At 61.2% G+C, this 18,205-nt stretch carries 19 protein-coding genes and 1 pseudogene; 19 read left to right on the forward strand and 1 reads right to left on the reverse strand.

The window, feature by feature from the left end; translation table 11 throughout:
- The 3 genes from HV796_RS36405 to HV796_RS36415 all read left to right on the forward strand — a co-directional run.
- On the forward strand, positions 1–422 hold a 422-nt coding region (locus HV796_RS36405), incomplete at its 5' end, for a transposase (protein ID WP_175232706.1).
- Between the two features lie 88 nt (positions 423–510).
- On the forward strand, positions 511–846 hold the full coding sequence (fliD, locus tag HV796_RS36410) for a flagellar filament capping protein FliD (RefSeq protein ID WP_377757934.1): 336 nt from the start codon (positions 511–513) through the stop codon (positions 844–846).
- A gap of 19 nt (positions 847–865) precedes the next feature.
- Complete coding sequence (locus HV796_RS36415) at positions 866–1,150, forward strand: hypothetical protein (protein WP_175232707.1); 285 nt, start codon at positions 866–868, stop codon at positions 1,148–1,150.
- Between the two features lie 81 nt (positions 1,151–1,231).
- Here the strand turns inward: HV796_RS36415 and HV796_RS36420 are convergent.
- Positions 1,232–1,623, reverse strand: a pseudogene (locus tag HV796_RS36420) (transposase); the annotation flags it as partial.
- Positions 1,624–2,277: 654 nt separating this feature from the next.
- Between HV796_RS36420 and HV796_RS36425 the strand changes: the two are divergent.
- The 16 genes from HV796_RS36425 (at position 2,278) to HV796_RS36500 (ending at position 17,919) form a co-directional block, all read left to right on the forward strand.
- Complete coding sequence (locus tag HV796_RS36425) at positions 2,278–3,327, forward strand: porin (protein ID WP_175232708.1); 1,050 nt, start codon at positions 2,278–2,280, stop codon at positions 3,325–3,327.
- A 182-nt stretch (positions 3,328–3,509) separates the two neighbouring features.
- Positions 3,510–4,256 carry a GntR family transcriptional regulator gene (locus HV796_RS36430; RefSeq protein WP_175232709.1) on the forward strand — a complete coding sequence of 249 codons (747 nt, stop codon included), beginning with the start codon at positions 3,510–3,512 and terminating at the stop codon, positions 4,254–4,256.
- Positions 4,253–5,041 carry an ABC transporter ATP-binding protein gene (locus tag HV796_RS36435; RefSeq protein WP_246356240.1) on the forward strand — a complete coding sequence of 263 codons (789 nt, stop codon included), beginning with the start codon at positions 4,253–4,255 and terminating at the stop codon, positions 5,039–5,041. The genes HV796_RS36430 and HV796_RS36435 overlap by 4 nt, the downstream gene beginning before the upstream one ends.
- A 10-nt stretch (positions 5,042–5,051) precedes the next feature.
- A complete protein-coding gene (locus HV796_RS36440; RefSeq protein WP_175232710.1) occupies positions 5,052–5,861 on the forward strand; it encodes an ABC transporter permease in 810 nt (269 codons plus the stop codon).
- A gap of 65 nt (positions 5,862–5,926) precedes the next feature.
- Positions 5,927–6,940 carry a zinc-binding dehydrogenase gene (locus tag HV796_RS36445; protein WP_175232711.1) on the forward strand — a complete coding sequence of 338 codons (1,014 nt, stop codon included), beginning with the start codon at positions 5,927–5,929 and terminating at the stop codon, positions 6,938–6,940.
- A gap of 14 nt (positions 6,941–6,954) precedes the next feature.
- A complete protein-coding gene (locus HV796_RS36450) occupies positions 6,955–7,389 on the forward strand; it encodes a PaaI family thioesterase (RefSeq protein ID WP_175232712.1) in 435 nt (144 codons plus the stop codon).
- Between the two features lie 18 nt (positions 7,390–7,407).
- Complete coding sequence (locus HV796_RS36455) at positions 7,408–8,337, forward strand: VOC family protein (protein ID WP_246356241.1); 930 nt, start codon at positions 7,408–7,410, stop codon at positions 8,335–8,337.
- The gene (locus tag HV796_RS36460) at positions 8,324–9,859 is read left to right on the forward strand and encodes a class I adenylate-forming enzyme family protein (protein ID WP_175232713.1); all 1,536 of its coding nucleotides are present in this window, start codon (positions 8,324–8,326) and stop codon (positions 9,857–9,859) included. The genes HV796_RS36455 and HV796_RS36460 overlap by 14 nt, the downstream gene beginning before the upstream one ends.
- A 46-nt stretch (positions 9,860–9,905) precedes the next feature.
- Positions 9,906–11,501, forward strand: coding sequence for a UbiD family decarboxylase (locus HV796_RS36465; RefSeq protein ID WP_175232714.1), 1,596 nt, complete (start codon positions 9,906–9,908; stop codon positions 11,499–11,501).
- A 35-nt stretch (positions 11,502–11,536) separates the two neighbouring features.
- Complete coding sequence (locus HV796_RS36470) at positions 11,537–12,544, forward strand: ABC transporter substrate-binding protein (protein WP_246356242.1); 1,008 nt, start codon at positions 11,537–11,539, stop codon at positions 12,542–12,544.
- Between the two features lie 34 nt (positions 12,545–12,578).
- Positions 12,579–13,172 carry a UbiX family flavin prenyltransferase gene (locus HV796_RS36475; protein ID WP_175232715.1) on the forward strand — a complete coding sequence of 198 codons (594 nt, stop codon included), beginning with the start codon at positions 12,579–12,581 and terminating at the stop codon, positions 13,170–13,172.
- Positions 13,173–13,306: 134 nt separating this feature from the next.
- Positions 13,307–14,035, forward strand: coding sequence for a GntR family transcriptional regulator (locus HV796_RS36480; protein ID WP_175232716.1), 729 nt, complete (start codon positions 13,307–13,309; stop codon positions 14,033–14,035).
- 100 nt (positions 14,036–14,135) lie between these two features.
- Positions 14,136–15,131: an ABC transporter substrate-binding protein gene (locus HV796_RS36485; RefSeq protein WP_175232717.1), complete on the forward strand. Its 996-nt coding sequence runs from the start codon at positions 14,136–14,138 to the stop codon at positions 15,129–15,131.
- Positions 15,128–16,384, forward strand: a complete 1,257-nt coding sequence (locus HV796_RS36490) for an aromatic ring-hydroxylating dioxygenase subunit alpha (RefSeq protein WP_175232718.1) — start codon at positions 15,128–15,130, stop codon at positions 16,382–16,384. The genes HV796_RS36485 and HV796_RS36490 overlap by 4 nt, the downstream gene beginning before the upstream one ends.
- The gene (locus HV796_RS36495; RefSeq protein WP_175232719.1) at positions 16,377–16,886 is read left to right on the forward strand and encodes an aromatic-ring-hydroxylating dioxygenase subunit beta; all 510 of its coding nucleotides are present in this window, start codon (positions 16,377–16,379) and stop codon (positions 16,884–16,886) included. The genes HV796_RS36490 and HV796_RS36495 overlap by 8 nt, the downstream gene beginning before the upstream one ends.
- Positions 16,887–16,899: 13 nt before the next feature.
- Complete coding sequence (locus HV796_RS36500; RefSeq protein WP_175232720.1) at positions 16,900–17,919, forward strand: D-2-hydroxyacid dehydrogenase; 1,020 nt, start codon at positions 16,900–16,902, stop codon at positions 17,917–17,919.
- Positions 17,920–18,205 lie beyond the last annotated feature (286 nt).

Below are 18,205 nucleotides of genomic sequence, written 5' to 3' on the forward strand. Positions count from 1 at the left end.
CCAAAAAGGCGATGCAGGATATCTGGATGGCGGCCACGCGCGCTGATGCGCTGGTTGCATTCAATCACTTCGTCGACACCTACTCGGCGAAGTATCAAAAGGTGGCCGACAAGCTGACGGAAGATCGCGACGAACTGCTGGCGTTTTACGACTTCCCTGCTGAACACTGGCAGCATTTGCGCACCACAAATCCGATCGAATCGACCTTCGCGACGGTGCGTCATCGTACGAAGCGCACGCGCAACTGCGTATCGCGTGCGACCTTCCTCGGTCTGGCATTCAAACTGATCGAGTCGGCCGAAGAATCGTGGCGACGCATCCGCGCCCCGGAAAAGCTCACTTCGATGCTTGACGGAATGAAGTTCAAGGATGGAGAACCGGTGACCCACAGCACACCGGCTCAGCAACCGCTGGCCGCCTGACTATGCCGAGCTCCCCATACACCACATTTGACTTTAACTCCAGCCGTTCGCCGAGCTCGAAATCGACGCCGATCCGAACGGCCCCACGCTGGATGCGACCGTGGCAAACAACCTGGCACAGGTCACGTCGCTCTTTAACGACACCGATGGCATTGCCAAGCAGCTGGATAGCGTGATCACTGGCTACACAACGAGTGACGGGACTATTGCAATACGAACCAACGCATTGGTAGCCGATATCAAAAGCCTGTCGGACCAACAGGACCAGCTTCAGGTTTTTGCCGCGCAGCTAACGTCATCGTTTAACCAAAGCTTCGGATCGTTGAACACTATCCTCGCACAGGCGCAGTCCAACCAAAATTATCTGAGCGCATTGTTCGGTGGCGAGAATAGAAATGGCGCCTTGTCGGCGAACAGTGAATAGACGCGCGACTGAACTCACTATGGACCAGAAAGCAATACTCGCGCATGTTATCGAGCTAACGGCACGGATCGACGAAGCTGCAGAGCGGGGCGACTGGATTAGTGCGGCACGCTTTGCAGAGCAACGAACGCCGATGATCGAAGCAATAGTTTTGCCGGACGACCCTGCTGCGCTCGAGACATTGCGTCGTGTTCTTGCTACGATCCTTGAACAGCGGGAACGAGCGGCAGCTGCACACGATATGCTTTCGGCGAAATACAGGGCAGCGATGGTTCGATGCCAGAGTGCCAAGGAACAAAAATGAGACATGCCGGCGCAGAAACCGTAGCTCTACGCCATTTTTGTTAAAGATCTGAAGCCATTCTGGTAAGAAGCTCCTACGATGAAGAAGCTGCACCGGATAACCAAGATCGGTGAGTCGCCTGAGCAGTCGATGGACGGTTTTTTGCGTGTCATGGCTGGTGAAGTAATCAGCGCCGAGGTCCGCGTATTCAACACCGTCGCGAAGCATGTGCCACGCGGCGGTGAGCACGGAAGCAGCGACTCCCACTATGGCCTTTCTTGCATCGCATCGTGCCTTAATCCGTATGAACTGGGCGTGCAGGTGGGTGTCTTAGGTCCGCACCGCAGCCCATGCGGCGATCACCAGTGCGGTCTCAACCAAGTGCCGCTCTTGCGTACACGGGTGCTGCGGCGTTTGCCGGCACTCTCGTCGTTGCGAGGGCACAAACCAGCCCACGATACCAGGTGAGCAGAATCGGGAAACCGCGTCATGTCACGTAGAACATATTGAATTTGTCACCTTTGCGACAATAAATCTATGGTTCCTCCCACTTTTGCAACCCCTGATGCACGATAACGCGGTTGGCTTGCATAAATCTATTCGGCGTCGTTTTGGGGATTGCTCCGCGCGCCACGATGAGATTCGCGTTGAGGCATCCGATCCTGAAACGTCGGAGCGACTCGATTCCGACGTACGTCTTTCCACATGATCGCAACCGATTGTCGCGTGGGATCAACACTCCTTACAAAATTAGCCTGCGCCGAATTCAGTCCGCTGCGTCCAATGCGTTGCTGACAATGGACGCTAACACGAACGCCGCACTCAACATCGCGCCGGCTGGCCCGCAATAGCGACATCAATTTCACCCCGTTGCGTCGTTCACATGCCGTTTGCCGATTTTCGTGAGCATTTCACGACGAAAAGATATTGAAATTCTGCTTGTGTTGATGTTTTTTGTCGTTCTAAATTCGCTCCATCAAACGACCTACATATTGGCTGTGAGCATCCCACAGTGCTGCACGTAACAGCGTGTGCTGATCGGTGGGGCCGCCGGCTCATTCCCGGATGAGAAGATGTTATCGGCCGGTGCTTGCATTCCATATTATTAGTCATCCATATTTATTTTATATAAAACCGGAATTCTTGGAATGGTCAAACATCATCTGAGCCGTTCAGCGATGGTCCTCGCGCTTACCGTCATCTGGGCCAAGGCGGCTCACGCGGAAGTCACGCTTTACGGAATTCTGGACACGTTCGTCGGCTATACCAACGCCGGCGGAAAAGGCGCGCAAGTCGCCGAGCAGAGCGGCGGGCTGTATGCAAGCCGTGTGGGGCTCAGAGGCAGCGAAGATCTCGGCGGCGGCATGCGAGCGACGTTCGATCTCGAGAACGGCATTCTGACCAATAACGGTGCAGCCACGGACTCCACGCTCGCCTTCAGTCGCAACGCGTGGGTCGGGCTTGCGAATCGCTATGGCGAAGTGCGTCTCGGCCGGCAGAATTCCGCGCTGCTGATCATGCACAGCAAGTTCGACGCCTTCAACGGCGGCACATACGGCTCGTTCCTGCACAACGCGTCGACGTTTACGTTCCGGTACGACAACATGATCACGTACTGGTCGCCGAACGTCGCCGGCTTCACGTTTTCCGCGGGTGTCAGTTTCGGTGGACAAACGTCGCCGCACGACGCTTTGAACGCGTATGTCGGCGCGGTCGACTATCAGCGCGGTCCGCTCTATCTCGGTGTGAGTCACGCTGAGCAGAACGGCGCAAACGGCCAGCTCAACCTGAAGACGACCTTCGCCGGCGGCAGCTATCAGTTCGGCAGCCTGACCGGCTATTTCGCGTTCTATCGCGGCAACAACCTCGGCGCGAATCTGAACACGAATGTCGAAGGCAAGTACCACAGCGTGTACTGGCTGTCCGCGGGATACATGGTGTCGCCCGCACTACACATCGCGGCAGGCATCGGCTATGTGCAGGACAGCACCGCGCAAAACAACAATGCCGGTGAGGTCAGCCTCGGCGCGTTCTACAACCTCAGCAAGCGGACGCTCGTTTACACGACGGTCGCGCGGCTCGTGAACCGGCATGGTGCGACGTACTCGCTGATCGGCAACGGGCCGATTACGCCTAACACGCCCGTTCGCGGTGAAGGCGTCACCGGCGCCCAATTGGGCATTGTGCAGTTTTTCTAACGATAGAAGATGCGGCAGCAGATGGATGCATATTCGAGCGAATACCCCTATGTTTTCTCATCTGAACAGCTCAAGGACCATCAATTTTTTTCGCGTGCAAATTTTTTATGGCTGTTCTAAGTTAACTCAACGCCTGCCCAGCAACGGTTCGTGAGCGGCTCACCAATCGAAGGAGAGATGTCGTGAAAGACTCAGCAGTCGCTCCGCCGGTGCAGTTAATCGATTGTTCCAACGAAGCCAGGCTGCTTAGCGATCGAGCGTGCTCAACCATCCGGCATGACATTCTGTCCTGCGTGATCGAACCCGCTGCCACGCTGACTGAGGCATCGCTGATGACACGTTACGGCATCGGCAAGGCAACCTGCCGGGTCGCGCTGCAGCGGCTTGCACAAGAAGGCTTTCTGCGCGCGGTGCCGCGGCAAGGCTACGTGGTGCGGCCGATCACGCTGAAAGATGTCGAAGAGGTATTCGCGCTGCGCCTGCAGCTGGAGCCTCTTTCGGCGCGGCTCGCCGCGGGCAAGGCCGACATCGAACTGCTCAGGCGTCTCGAACGCGCTTGCCGCAACGACGACGCGTCGCTCGGCATCAACAACCGCATCGGCATCTTTATGGACGCGAACGCGGCTTTTCATATGGCGGTCGCGGAGTCGTCAGGCAACAGCCGGCTCGTGAAGATGCTGGGCGGCCTGCTCAACGAGATGGCGCGTCTCGTCGCGCTCGGTTTTGGCGTGCAGAAAACCAAGCCGGAAATCCGCCACGATCATACGAAGATGATCGATGCACTCGAAAGCGGCAACGGGCGCCGTGCTGAGCAGATCGCTTACAGGCACGTTGCGACGTTTCGCGACATGACAATGGAGAAAGTGATGGCAAGTCTCAGAGACACCCACGCCGGCACGCCGATCGTGCCGTTGCGAGGCACGCGATGAACGCGTTGCCGTTGCGGGCGGCGGTGCCGATGGCGCCGGCCACGGGGTCGGTACGCCATTCGGTCGAGCTTTCGCATGTGTCGAAGCACTTCGGCAAGCTGGCGGTGCTCGAAGACATCTCGCTCGCCGCGCCGTCGGGCTCGGTGCTGGCGATCGTCGGTGCGTCGGGGTGCGGCAAGAGCACGCTGCTGAATATCATCGCCGGGCTTGTGAAGGCGGACAGCGGCAAAGTGCAGATCGACGGCGTCGCGGGTGAGCCTTCCGAGGACACGCGCGTGATCAGCTACATGTTTCAGGAGGACCGTCTGCTGCCGTGGCGCACGATCGTCGCCAATACGGAATTCGGACTCGAGGCGGGCACGCTCAATGCACACGTGCGTCGCGAGCGCGCGCTCGACGTGCTGCGGATGACGGGCCTCGAAGGCTTTGAAAACGCGTACCCGCACGAACTGTCGGGCGGCATGCGCAGTCGTGTTGCGCTCGCCCGTAGCCTCGTCGTCAGGCCTTACATTCTGTTGATGGACGAGCCGTTTTCGAAGCTCGATCCGCAGATGCGCTCGCAAATGCACGGGGAACTGCTGCGCATACGCGAGCAACTGAAGATGACGGTGGTGTTCGTCACGCACGATGTCGAAGAGGCGATCGTGCTGGCCGACCGCGTCGTCGTGCTGCGGCCACGCCCCGGTCGCGTGCGCGACGTGCTCAGTATCGACCTCGCGCGCCCGCGCGACCCGCTTGCGGCCGACGTGGCCGAGACTGTGCGCCGCGTGCGCGCCCTCATCTAAGGACAATACGATGTCGTCCGTTTCCGTAGCACGTTCCACTTTCGCGACGCGATCCACACGCATGACCGGTCTGGTGCGCGTTGCGCTGCAGCGCCTGTCGCTCGTGGCGGTATTCCTTGTTTTGTGGTGGCTGGCCGCGCAGCGCGTGCCGGCGTTCATCTTGCCGGGCATCGGCAAGACGTGGGATGCATTGCGCGAACTGGTCGCGACCGGCACGTTCACCGAGGACCTGGGCATCACGCTGTACCGCGTCGTCTCGGGTTTCGTGCTCGCCGCGCTGGTGGGCACGCCGCTTGGCATTCTGCTGGGTGCGAACCGGCGCATCGGCCACTACTTCGAACCGGTGTTGTCGGTGCTCAATACGGTGTCCGCAGCGATCTGGGCGATCTTCGCGCTGATCTGGTTCGGCATCTCGAATGGAACGACGATCTTCGTGGTCTTCATGGAAGCGATGCCGCTGATCCTGACCAACGTCTGGCAGGGTTCGCAAAGCGTCAACGCCGAGTACGTCGAGCTTGCGCGCAGCTTTCAGATGTCGCGTGCGAAGGTGATGACGAAGATCTATCTGCCGACCGTGCTGCCGTACTTCTTTTCAGGCGCGCGGCTTGCGTTCGGCTTCGGTTGGCGGGTGTCGCTCGTCGCCGAAACGATCGGTTCGTCGAACGGCGTCGGCTACCGGCTGCGCCAGGCCGCCGACCTCGTGCAGACCGACCAGGTCTTTGCATGGACGCTGACATTGATCTTTCTGATGGTCCTGCTCGAGTACGGCATTCTGAAGCCGATCGAGAACCATCTGTTCCGCTGGAAACGGCGCGTGTGACCGGCTGATCGAGCCCTATGCACAGGCACTATTTCACTTTGTAGATTCTATATATAGGATTCCATATGACTAGTAAGATGAAGGCGTTGATTCTCGATGAACATGGCGATGTCGACAAGCTGAAAGTGGGCGAAAAGCCGATGCCGAAGGCGGTGCCTCAGCATGTCGTGATTCGCGTGCGTGCATCGTCGTTCAACTATCACGACGTATTTACCGTGAGAGGCATGCCCGGCATCAAGGTGCCGCTGCCCGTCGTGATCGGGCTCGACATGGCGGGAGAAATCGTCGAAGTCGGCGATGACGTCGACGGCTGGAAGGTCGGTGCGCGTGTGCTGGTGAATCCGCTCAACAAAAAGAAAGGCCTGATGGGCGAAATGCTGGACGGCGGCATGGCCGAGTATTGCCTCGTCGCGGCCGATCAACTGATCGCGATGCCCGACGGCGTAGGCTTCGAGGAAGCGGCGTCGTTGCCTGTCGCATACGGCACGGCCCACCGGATGATCGTCACGCACAACACGGTCAAGGCAGGCGACCGCGTTGTAATTCTCGGCGCGAGTGGCGGCGTCGGCACCGGTTGCGTCGTGCTGGCGAAAATGCTCGGCGCTGAAGTGGTGGCCGCGGCGGGCAGTGCCGACAAGGCTGAGCGCCTGAAGGCGCTTGGCGCGGACCACGTCATCAACTATAAGGATGTCGATTTTTCGAAGTGGGTAATCGAAAAGTACGGCAAGCCGCAACGCCGTAGCTATGAAGGCGGTGCGGACGTCGTCATCAATTTCACGGGTGGCGACACGTGGGTGCCGTCGCTCAGATGTATCAAGCGCGGCGGCAGTCTGCTCGTGTGCGGCGCGACGGCCGGCCACGATCCGAAGGAGGATTTGCGCTACATCTGGAGCTTCGAGATTCGCGTGATCGGCTCGAACAGTTTCTACGACGACAACCTGTCCGCGTTGATGGAGCTGATCCGCACGAAAAAGATTTCGGTGCAGATCGACAAGGTGCTGCCGCTCGAGCAGGCCGCCGAAGGGCTGCGCATGATTCGCGATCGCGAAGTGCTCGGCAAGATCGTCGTCACCCCTTGAGCGCGGAGGCCAACATGACAGAAGCGAAACAATTGAGTGCTGAAGACATCCAGGCGATGCTCACGCGCGGTCCTTACCATCAATGGCTCGGTCTGCGGGTGCTGAGCGTCGGCGAAGGTGAAATTGAAATCGCCGCAAAGTGGCGTGAAGAGTGGGTCGTGAACCGGGAGCGGCGCTATACGCACGGCGGAATTCTGGCCGCACTCGTCGATTTGACCGCCGACTGGGCGCTCGTGTCGAAGACCGGCAGAGGCGTGCCGACCATCGACCTGCGGGTCGACTATCACCGCGCGGCGATGCCGGGCGATCTGGTCGCACGCGGCAAGGTGGTGAAGTTCGGCAGCTCGGTGTCGGTGGCGGAGGCAGCTATCTATGACGAGTCGGGCGTCTTGCTCGCGAGCGGCCGGGGTGTCTATTCCACCGCGCCGGCGCCGGCTGCCAAAGTGTAAGTGGATGTGGCGCTGCGCATGACAAAAGCAACTGAGGTAACTGCGGCAACTGCGTCCACCACGGCACAAATGCTCGATCACGTCGTCGTCAATGCGATGTTCGACATTGATGCGGCGGCGGCCTGTTTTGCGGAACTCGGCTTCATGCTGACGCCGCGCGGTTACCACTCGCTCGGTTCAATCAACCATCTGATGATGTTCGACGACCACTACCTGGAACTGGTCGGTCTGCCGGCAGGGTCGACACGCGTTCGGCGCGAGATACTCGAAAGCCGTCTCGGTATCGACGGGCTTGTGTTCAGAACGGATGACGCGCGCTCGACGTATGCGAGGTTGAGTGCCGCGCGCATCAACGCGACAGAACCACAGTCGTTTTCACGGCCCGTGGAGATCGACGGCGTCGAGCAGTTGGTGAGGTTTGCGACGACGCGGCTCGAACCCGGCGAACTGTCCGCGGGGCGTGTCTACTTTTGCGAGCATCTGACGCCGCAATGGGTGTTTCGCGATGCATGGACGAAGCATCCGAACGGCGCGACGCGCCTCGCCGAACTGGTCGTGGTAAGCGCCGATCCGCATGCCGAAGCGCAACGCTATGTGTCGACCGCAGGCGAAGGCCGTGTGGTGCCGGCTGCGAGCGGCGCCGGCGTGCGGTTGAGCTTCCAAGGGTTCGAGCTGCGGTTTGTCGACGATGCCGGATACCGCGCCCGCTACGGCCCGCTCGCGCGCCACGCCGCCGACCGTGCGAGTTACTTCGGCGCGCTCGTCATCGAAACGGCGGACTTGCCGGCGCTCGGCGCAAGACTGGCGTCGATGGCGCGCAGCGACCCCGCCGCGGTGAAGGTTGACGACACAACGACGTATCGGCACGCACCGGCCATTGCCGTCCTGCTCGCGCCATTCAATACCTTGATCGAATTTATCGGAACTGTCGAACATGCACACTGCTGAGAATCTCGGCGACCTGATCGACGTCGCTCGCGATCCGCACAAGCTCGCACTGATCGCGCTCGGCGACCTCGACGATACGCAGGGCGGCTGGCGCGATACGCGAATCACCTATGGCGAACTCGACGCACTGGCCGATGGCGTCGCACGCGCACTCGAGCGCCGCGGCCTCGCGCGCGGGCAGCGGGTCGCGATTCTCGCCGCGAACTGCGCCGAATATGTGGCGGCCTTGCTCGGCATCATGCGCGCGGGACTGGTTGCGACACCGGTCAACTTCCGGTTTCCGCCGGCGTTATCGACCTTTGTGATTCGCGACAGCGAGGCGCAACTGGTGTTTTGCGATGCCGCGCGCCTGGCCGATTGCCCGGCCGACTTGCCGACCGTCGTGTTCGATTCGGACGGCGCCGACGGGTTCGCTTCGTTCGTGGACCCTGGCTCATACGAACCCATCGTGCCGGAGCCGGGAACGCCGGCGATGTTTCTCTACACGTCGGGCTCGACCGGCAAGCCGAAAGGCGTGATGCTATCGCACGACAGCCATCTGTGGGTCGCGCGCACGCGCGCGGCTGCGCAGCCGCCCGAAGCGCACCGCTTCCTCGTCGCGGCGCCGCTATACCACATGAATGCGCTGACGCTCGTGCTGATGTCGCTGTACGGCCACGGCACCGTGGTACTGCTACCGCAGTTCAAGGCGCGCGCGTATATCGGCGCGATCGAGCGCTACGGCGTCACGTGGCTTACGTCGGTGCCGCCGATGATCGCGATGATGCTGCGCGAACCGGACCTGCTCGCGAGAACCGATCTGACGTCGGTGCGCCTTATCCGGATGGGTTCCGCGCCGGTTGGCGAAAGCCTGCTCGAGCAGATCGCGCAGGTCTTCCCGAATGCGAAGGTCACCAACGTGTACGGCACCACCGAAGGCGGTCCGATCGTGTTCGGTCCGCATCCGGACGGCCTTGAGCCGCCGCCGCTGTCGGTGGGCTATCCGCATTCCGAAGTGCAGGTCAGGCTGCTCGACGCGCCCGATCGCGGCGCCGCGACCGGCGTGCTTGCGGTCAGAAGCCCGGCGGTGATGCTCGGCTACCACAATCGCAAGGATTTGCCGGTGCCGCTGACCGCGGACGGATTCTATGTGACGGGCGATGTGTTTCATCGCGACGAGCAGGGCTTTTACGCATTCGTCGGCCGCGCGGACGACATGTTCGTTTCCGGCGGCGAAAACATCTTCCCCGGCGAAGTCGAACGCATGCTCGAGACGCATCCCGACATCGCACAGGCTTGTGTCGTTCCGGTCAACGACGACATAAAGGGCACCAAGCCCGTTGCATTCGTCGTGCGCCGCGCCGGAACTGCGCTGACGGAGCACGACGTCAAGCAATACGCGCTCGCGCAAGCGCCGGCGTATCAGCATCCGCGCCGCGTATGGTTCGTCGATGCGCTGCCACTTGCGTCGACCAACAAGATCGATCGCGCGGCGTTGAAACACACCGCTCAAGCGGAATTGTCCGCTACCGGAGCCGCCTGATGTGCAAATCGAACGCTCCGTTATCCCCCTTATCGAGGAGACCGGCATGAAAGAGAATTTTCGCGAGTTTCTTGAACGGCTCAGAGCCGGCCAGGAATTGATCGACATCCGCCAGCCCGTCGACATCCGTCACGTCGGCACGCTCGTGGACCAGAGCGAGAAGGCGCTGTTGTTCCATAACGTGATCGGCTACAACATGCCGCTGCTGTCGGGCATCATTCGCACGCAACGGCGCGCGATGATGGCGATGGGCTGCGACAGCTACTTCGAAATCGAGAAGCTGCTGCAGTGTGGCATTCAGAATCCCATTGCGCCGGTGTATGTGAATACGTCGCCGGCCAGGGAGGTGATTCATAAAGGCGACGATGTCGATCTGTTCCGTCTGCCCATTCCGATGTCGTCGATCTATGACGGAGGCCCGATGATCACCGCGGGCATCGTGATCTCGCACGACCCCGAATATGGGTTGAACAGCGGCATCTACCGTTTCATGGTGAAGGAAAAAGCGCTGACCGGCATCGACATCGTGACGCCGAACAACATGCGCATGTTCGCGCAACGCGCTTATGAGCAGGGCAAGCCGTGTTCGATTTCGATTTCGATCGGGAACCATCCGATGGAGATCATGGGGGCAGGCTACCGGGCGCCGATCGGCGTCGACGAGATGGCGATCGCGGGCGGCATTCGTGGCACGCCGGTCGAACTCGCACCGTGCGAAACGATAGACCTGCCGTATATCGCGGACTCGGAGGTCGTCATCGAAGCGGAAATCCTGCCGACCGGATGGACCCAGCCCGAAGGCCGTTTCGGCGAGTTCACCGCATTGATGGGCGGCCTGCACTGGAACCCCAACGTGCGCATCAAGGCGATTCTGCATCGGCGCGACGCGATGTACTACTCGTTGCACATGCCGTGGGAGAATACGTGGCTCGCCGCGCCGACCCGCTACCAGGCGATTCGCGCCGCGTTGCGCACCGCCGGTGTGCAGGTCAAGGACATCAACGTGACGCTGGGCGGCCGCGCGTTCTGGCATGCGGTGATCTCGATCCGCAAGCAGGCGGGCGAGGGCAAGAACGCGCTGCTCGCGGCGCTCTCGGTGATGGACCTGAAGCACGTGGTGGTGGTCGACGACGACATCGACGTGTTCAACGGCGAGGAAGTCGAGTGGGCGATCGCGACGCGCGTGCAGGGCGATCGCGATCTGATCGTGATCCCGGGCGCGCGCGCGAAGCCGCTCGATCCGAGCTTGCCGGTCATGCCGCCGGGACGCGTGCCGACCGGCGCGAAAGTCGGTATCGACGCGACCATTTCCGAAGGCATTCCACACGAGCGCTATGAGCGGATCTCGTATGCGTATGCGGACACCGCGAAAATCGCTGACTACGTGGCGGGCAAGGCCGACGACGCGGTCGTATCCGGGCCGGACAAGGTTGAAGAAGCGGCACGCAACGCGCTTGCTTTGATCGGCGAAGCACCGCTCTATTACACGGCGCTTGCCGAACGTCTGTCCGGTTACGACTTTCAAACGCTTGCGCGCGCACTGGGGGTGCTGCATGAGCGGGAGCAGTTGTGGAAGACAGCGGAAGGAAAGCTCTGCGTGCGCGGTTCGCGTTTCGATGCGGTGCTGCCTGCGTCGCGATAACGCGGCGCGTCGCCCCTTTTCAAAGACCAACTGACATGATGAAACTCAACAGGCGTGTGTCGCGGCTATGGGTGGCCGTGGCGGTCTCCCTCGTTTCGATCGCCGCCCACGCCGTGCCACTGCGTATCGGCTACTGGACGAGCGGCGTGAGCCTCGGTCTCGGCGCGGTGCTCGAGACCGGCGATTTCCTGAAGAAAGCCGGCATCGACGATGCGCGCTTCGTGCACTTCGCGGAAGTCAATGCGCCGGCGAGCGGGCTTGCGGCGAACGTGATCGACATCAGCTTCAGCGTGGCCGGCGCGAGTGCATTCAGCATCGCGGCGACCGGCGTGCCGATCAGGATCTTCGGCGCGACCGCTCCGGCCGACGTGACCTTCGTGGCGCCGGCGAATTCGGCGGTGACATCGCTTGCCGGCTTGCGCGGCAAGAAGATCGGCATGTCGCCTGCGGGCAGCTCGGTCGCGCTGATGACAGCCGCCGTGCTGCGCGCGAACTACGGTTTTACGCCTGCGGATTACTCGCTGGTGCCGGGCAACGAGGCGCGGCTTGCGCAGTTTCTCGCGCAGCAGCAGGTGGATGCGGCTGCACTGCGCTCGGTCACCGTCGCGCAGCTAACGGAAGTCAAGGCGAAGCGGCTCGGCACGCTGGTCGACGAGTGGCACAAGCTGACGCATTCCGACGCGATGCCGTACCTCGGCGTCGGCGCTGCACGAACGGATCTGGTTCAACGCGACCCGCAAACGGTAGCGAAATTTATCGTCGCGATTCATGCCGCGATTGAATGGGGCAATGCGCATCCTGACCAGGTGGCGGCGATTCTGCAAAAGGTTGCAAATCTGCCCGCGAACGACGCGCATATCTATGCTGCGCATTGGGCCGAACTGAACACGATCTCGTTTGAGCCGGCGGATATCGAAACGCTGAAGCGCGAGCAGCAGATTTTCGCGGCGAGCGGTGCGATCAAGGGAACGTTGCCGCCGGATGTATTCGCGAGCGAGCCCTATCAGATCGCGAAGAAGATCATTGCCGGACAGAAGCCATGAGCATGCGGTATCCATCGCACACGCGAGGCCTGATATGAACGCGTCGGCATGCGGCATCCGGCGGCCGCGCATCGTCGTCGGGATCAGCGGCGCGTCCGGCGCGATTTACGGCGTGAGGCTGCTGAAACTGTTGCGTGAGCTCGAGGTCGAGACACACCTCGTCGTCAGCCGTTCCGCGCAAGTGACGCTGTCGCAGGAAATGCGCATGCAGCTTGCCGACGTCAAGGCGCTCGCCGACATCCACTATCCGAATACGGATATCGGCGCTACGATTTCGAGCGGCTCGTTTCGCGTCGACGGCATGATCGTCGCGCCGTGCTCGATCAAGACGCTATCGGAGATCGCGACTGGTTGCACGAGTTCGTTGCTGTCGCGAGCGGCGGACGTGATGCTGAAGGAGCGCAGGCGGCTCGTGCTGATGGTGCGCGAAACGCCGTTGCATGCGGGGCATATTCGTAGTCTGGCGGCGGTGACGGAGGCCGGCGCGATCGTCTATCCGCCGGTTCCCGCGTTCTATGCGCAGCCGGCTTCACTCGAGCAGATGGTCGATCACACGCTCGGCAGAGTGCTCGATCTATTCGATATGGATGCGCGCACGGTGCGCCGCTGGCAAGGAGCGGTCAGTTGAATTAACGGTATTTTGACCTCGGTTTACTTCGAAAATTGCTTCTTCTAGAATGGGTTTCACGGGTTGGTGAGGTGCTCACAAAATCACGTAAGCCTAACAAATGAAAACGCAACGGGTGAATAAAGCGAGGGCATATGCGAGCAAAGATCGTTTCCGCAGGTAAGGCGACAGGCGAGGGCATGCTGCTTGGCGAATCAACGTATATCGCGATCAGGCAGGCCATTCTGTCCTGCACCCTGCAGCCGGGCAGCATGCTGACGGAGGCGGAATTGATGGATCAGTACGGGGTCGGCAAATCCACCTGTCGTCTTGCGCTCGCGCGCCTCACGCATGACGGCCTCGTGCGATCGGTGCCGCGCCACGGCTATGTGGTCGTGCCGGTCACGCTGAAGGATGTCGAGGAAGTCTTCGCGTTGCGCCTGATTCTCGAACCGGAAGCCGCGCGGCTTGCGGCCGGCCATGTCGACACGAAGGCATTGATGCGCATCGATAAAGCGGCGCGTGGCAATACTGCGTCGAAGAACCACGGCAACCAGATCGGTTTCTTTCTGGACGGGAATCGCGCGTTTCATTTGCACATTGCAATGGCATCGGGAAACGAGCGTCTGGTGCGCAATATCTCGGAGTTGTTCGACGAGATGGCGCGGCTTGTCGCACTCGGCTTCAGCGACGAAGACGACAGCCCCGAGATTTCCGGCGACCACCGGCTGCTTGCAGAGGCGCTCGGCGCCGGCGACGGCAAGACGGCGTCGCGTATCGCGCGGCGCCACATCGAACGCTTTCGCGACATGACGATGGAGCGAGTACTGCGCAGCATGAAGCAGGATTTCGAGCATGCGCCGTTGATGGCAATCGGCAAATAGGCGGGCAGGGCGTCATATCGCGCAGCATTCGGATCCTCGATTTGAGGTTAATTCGGGGTGGTTTGTCTCAGGCCGCACGGCCGCACGTGTATTCGACACAATGAAGATATTTCGTGTTATCTCGCAGCTTCTGATGGTGTGCAGCCTCACGCTCGGCGCAATCGGCGGCGCTGCCGCTGCCGAATTGCGCGTCGGCTATTGGACGAGCGGCATCAGCCTCGGCTTCGGCGCGGTACTCGAGGCGCAGAAGTTCTTCGAAAAGCAGGGCTTGCAGGTGAAGTTCGTGCATTTTCCCGACGTCAACGGACCGACGACGGCGCTCGCTTCCAATGCGATCGATCTTGCGTTCGGCACGAGTCTCGCTGGCGCATTCAGCCTGAGCCAGCAGGGCGTGCCGGTGCGCATCGTCGCGGCCACGCAGCTGGTCGACGCGGAACTCGTCGTGCTCGCGGATTCACCGATTCGCAACCCCGGCGAGCTGCGCGGCAAGAAGGTCGGCATGTCCCCGCTCGGCAGCGGAACGACCGGCGTCGGCACCGCGGTGCTCGACGGCAACTACGGATTGAAGCTTGCCGATTACCGGCTGATTGCCGGCGACGAGCCTCGCCTCGCGCAGTTTCTGCTGCAAAAGAATGTCGATGCCGCGGTGATGCGGCCGACGACGGTCGCTCAGGTGCCCGATAACGCCAACAGGATCCGCGTGCTGGGCACGCTGTCCGATCAGTGGAAACAGATGACGCGATCGCCGACGCCGCCGTATATCGGCGTGGCCGTGATGCGCGACGAGTGGCTGAAAAACAATCCGGCCGATGCGGCGAAGGTTCTGGTCGCGATGCGCGAAGCGGTGCAATTCGGCGCCGCGAATCCGGATGCGGTGGTTGCGATATTGAAGAAGGCGGCCAATATGAACGACAAAGGCGCGCATTTTTACAGCGCGCACTGGACCAGCATGAACACGGTCGCATTCGCGCGCGACGATATCGCAACCTTGAAGCGGACGTTCGACGTATTCAAGGCAGCGGGCACGTTGAAGGGCGAACTGCCGGCGGATCTGTTCTACCCGAAGCCCTATCTTGATGCGGAGAAAATGAAATGACGACGAGCACCATCGGGCTGCCCGCGAGCAGGATCGCATGGCCCGCCGAAGGCATGACGCGCGTGCCGCTGCGGGTGTTTTCCGACGCGCACACCTATGAGCGCGAGCAGGATGCGGTGTTTCGCGGGCCGACGTGGAGCTTCCTGTGCCTCGACATCGAAATACCGAACCCCGGCGATTACATCACCACCAAGGTCGGGCATACATCGGTGATCGTCGTGCGGCATCAGGACGGCGGCGTTCGCGCGCTCGTGAACAAATGCGTGCATAAAGGCTCGGTGCTGTGCTACGAGGCGCATGGCCACCGCAAACGGCCAAACTTCGTGTGCCCGTATCACAACTGGGTCTATAACTTCGAAGGGGAGCTGACAAGCGTCGCATTCGAAAAGGGCGTGCAAGGCAAGGGCGGCATGCCCGACGATTTCGACAAGACGCAGTTTCGCCTGACCACGTTGCGCGTCGCAAGCATCCGCGGCCTCGTATTCGGTTCGTTTTCCGACGCAGCGCCGCCGCTCGAAGACTATCTCGGGCCGACGATGGTCGCGCACATCGAGCGCACGCTATACGGCAAGATAAAGATTCTCGGCCGCTATAGCCAGGTGATGCACAACAACTGGAAGCTGTACGTCGAGAATAGCCGGGACAACTATCATCCGAGCCTGCTGCACGCATTCTTTTCGACGTTCAAGATCAATCGCCTGTCGGCGGAAGGCGGCACGCTGCAGGATGAGGACAGCCGCCATCACATTACGTTTACGAAGCGCTTCACGGACGCCGGCGATGCGCAATACGACTCCGGCATCATCCGCGCGATGCGCGATGACTTCGGCCTGAAGGATCCATCGCTGATCGACCAATGGATGGAGTACCCGGACCAGATCACCAATGCGATCCAGAGCATTTTTCCGGGCTTCGTGCTGCATCAGATCATGAACTCGATCGGCGTGCGCCAGGTGGTGCCGCTGGCTGTCGACCGTTGCGAATTGATCTGGACGGTACTCGGTTTCGAGGAAGACTCGCCGGAGCAGACGCTGATTCGCCGCAAGCAGAGCAACCTGGTCGGTCCGGCCGGGCTCGTGTCGATGGAGGACGGAACGATCGGCGCGTTCGTCGAGAAGGGCATTCGCGGCGACCTCGACGATGCGGCGGTGATCGAGATGGGCGGCAAAGGGACCGGACCGATGGCGACCCGCGCGACGGAAACGTCGGTGCGCGGCTTCTGGAAATTTTATCGGGAATTGATGCATGTCTAGCACGACCACGCGTTTTCCTGACATCGAGGTGGGCGCGCACACGAAGGCGTGCATCAGCCGCCTGAATGCGCACTATTGCAGCGCGATCGATAACGGCGACCTCGACCGCTGGCCCACCTTTTTCACCGACGACTGTACGTATCGTATTCTCACGCGCGCCGATTTCGACGCGGGTCGCGATTTCGGCATCTGGTTCTGTAATACGCGCGGCATGCTGCTCGACCGCGTCAGTTCGATCCAGTCGGTCAACGTGTTCGAGCCTCATGTATACCGTCATGTGATCGGGCCGACGGAGATCGTCGGCATCGACGCGGACGGCGCGCTTCGCTGCGAGACCAGCTATATGGTCGTGCGCACCGGCTACGAGGGGACGATGGTGGTCTTCAGCGCCGGACGGTATGTCGACGCGGTGAGCATCGAGGGCCGCGCCGCGCTGTTGCGCGAACGGACGGTGGTCACCGATTCGTGCCGCTACGATACGCTCGTCGCGCTGCCGTTGTGACATGACGCGACCCATGAGCGATCCACAGCGACGATATCGGCTGCACCTCGAAAGCAAGAGCCGGCAGGCGCCGGCTTTTCATCTGGTTCCGGCGGCATGGCGCGACGCGTCGCTGCGCCATCCGGAGTTGGCCCAACTGCTCGACGTCTCGTTCGGCTGGAATGGCGAGCGCTTTTCCGCGCCGCTCGACGATGTCGACTTTTTGCTGGCGTCGCGTTTTCCACATGATGCGGTCAACGATGCACGGCGCCTGCGCTGGATTCACACGACGGGTGCCGGCGTCGATCAGCTATGGCCGCTCGATCGCCTGCGTAGCGATCTGATCCTGACGAATAGCAGCGGCATTCATATCGACAAGGCGGGCGAGTTCGCGCAAATGGCTTTGCTGATGTTGAATGCACAACTACCTGCCGTGCTGCGCGCTCAGCAACAGCACCGGTGGGACGCGCGCCTCACGGCGCCGATTCGCGGCAAGACCGTGCTGTTAGTCGGTCTCGGCGACCTCGGGCAAGCGGCGAGCCGCGCCGCTGCGGCGCTGGGCCTGCGGGTGGTCGCGTTAAACCGAAGCGGTCGCGCGCCCGCGTCGCTGCCGCCGGGCACACCGGGGGCGCCCGATGTGCTTGCACCGGTGTCCGAACTCGACGTGTGGCTACCCGAAGCGGATTTCGTGATTGTCACCGCGCCATTGACGCCGGCCACGCGCGGGCTGCTGTCCGCCGACCGGCTTGCGACGATGCGTGCCGGCGCAAGTGTCGTGAACCTGTCGCGCGCGTCGCTGATCGACTACCCGGCGTTGTTCGAGCGCCTACGCGCGGGCACGTGTGGCGGCGCGGTGCTCGACGTGTTCGATCCGGAGCCGCTTCCGGGGGATAGTGCGGTATGGGACGTGCCGGGCCTGATCGTCACGCCTCATATCTCGTGCGACGCGCCGGACTACAACCAGCGCGTGCTCGATGCGTGGTTCGGCAACTTCGCAAGATGGTTGCGCGGCGAGCAGCTCGCGAACGTAGTGAGTCGCGAGCATGGATATTGAACATTGAAGATGCAGGAGCGCTTAAGCGCGCGTGGGGTCCACGCGTGCCATCGAGTGCTCGTCAACGCAATCACGCCTTCGAAAGCTCGCCATCCGTAACACGCCACAAGCCGAGCGGATTGTCATGCTTCAGCGCTTCCGGCAACAGATCATCCGGAAAGCGTAGGCCGCATTGAATCTGTCATCCATTGAAAGGCCAAAGGCAAGAGGTAAATGCTCCTCTCTCAGGCTTTACCCTGCTTGACCTGAAACATCTTGCGCCCCCCCACTTCGACGCGCACGAGCA

Source organism: Paraburkholderia humisilvae (assembly GCF_902859855.1).
Classification (GTDB): domain Bacteria; phylum Pseudomonadota; class Gammaproteobacteria; order Burkholderiales; family Burkholderiaceae; genus Paraburkholderia; species Paraburkholderia humisilvae.

Coding starts and splice junctions, on each gene's coding strand:
- HV796_RS36415 (WP_175232707.1), top strand. CDS start 866: ATGGACCAGAAAGCAATACTCGCGCATGTTATCGAGCTAACGGCACGG.
- HV796_RS36425 (WP_175232708.1), top strand. CDS start 2,278: ATGGTCAAACATCATCTGAGCCGTTCAGCGATGGTCCTCGCGCTTACC.
- HV796_RS36435 (WP_246356240.1), top strand. CDS start 4,253: ATGAACGCGTTGCCGTTGCGGGCGGCGGTGCCGATGGCGCCGGCCACG.
- HV796_RS36440 (WP_175232710.1), top strand. CDS start 5,052: ATGTCGTCCGTTTCCGTAGCACGTTCCACTTTCGCGACGCGATCCACA.
- HV796_RS36445 (WP_175232711.1), top strand. CDS start 5,927: ATGACTAGTAAGATGAAGGCGTTGATTCTCGATGAACATGGCGATGTC.
- HV796_RS36450 (WP_175232712.1), top strand. CDS start 6,955: ATGACAGAAGCGAAACAATTGAGTGCTGAAGACATCCAGGCGATGCTC.
- HV796_RS36455 (WP_246356241.1), top strand. CDS start 7,408: ATGACAAAAGCAACTGAGGTAACTGCGGCAACTGCGTCCACCACGGCA.
- HV796_RS36460 (WP_175232713.1), top strand. CDS start 8,324: ATGCACACTGCTGAGAATCTCGGCGACCTGATCGACGTCGCTCGCGAT.
- HV796_RS36465 (WP_175232714.1), top strand. CDS start 9,906: ATGAAAGAGAATTTTCGCGAGTTTCTTGAACGGCTCAGAGCCGGCCAG.
- HV796_RS36470 (WP_246356242.1), top strand. CDS start 11,537: ATGATGAAACTCAACAGGCGTGTGTCGCGGCTATGGGTGGCCGTGGCG.
- HV796_RS36475 (WP_175232715.1), top strand. CDS start 12,579: ATGAACGCGTCGGCATGCGGCATCCGGCGGCCGCGCATCGTCGTCGGG.
- HV796_RS36480 (WP_175232716.1), top strand. CDS start 13,307: ATGCGAGCAAAGATCGTTTCCGCAGGTAAGGCGACAGGCGAGGGCATG.
- HV796_RS36485 (WP_175232717.1), top strand. CDS start 14,136: ATGAAGATATTTCGTGTTATCTCGCAGCTTCTGATGGTGTGCAGCCTC.
- HV796_RS36490 (WP_175232718.1), top strand. CDS start 15,128: ATGACGACGAGCACCATCGGGCTGCCCGCGAGCAGGATCGCATGGCCC.
- HV796_RS36495 (WP_175232719.1), top strand. CDS start 16,377: ATGTCTAGCACGACCACGCGTTTTCCTGACATCGAGGTGGGCGCGCAC.
- HV796_RS36500 (WP_175232720.1), top strand. CDS start 16,900: ATGAGCGATCCACAGCGACGATATCGGCTGCACCTCGAAAGCAAGAGC.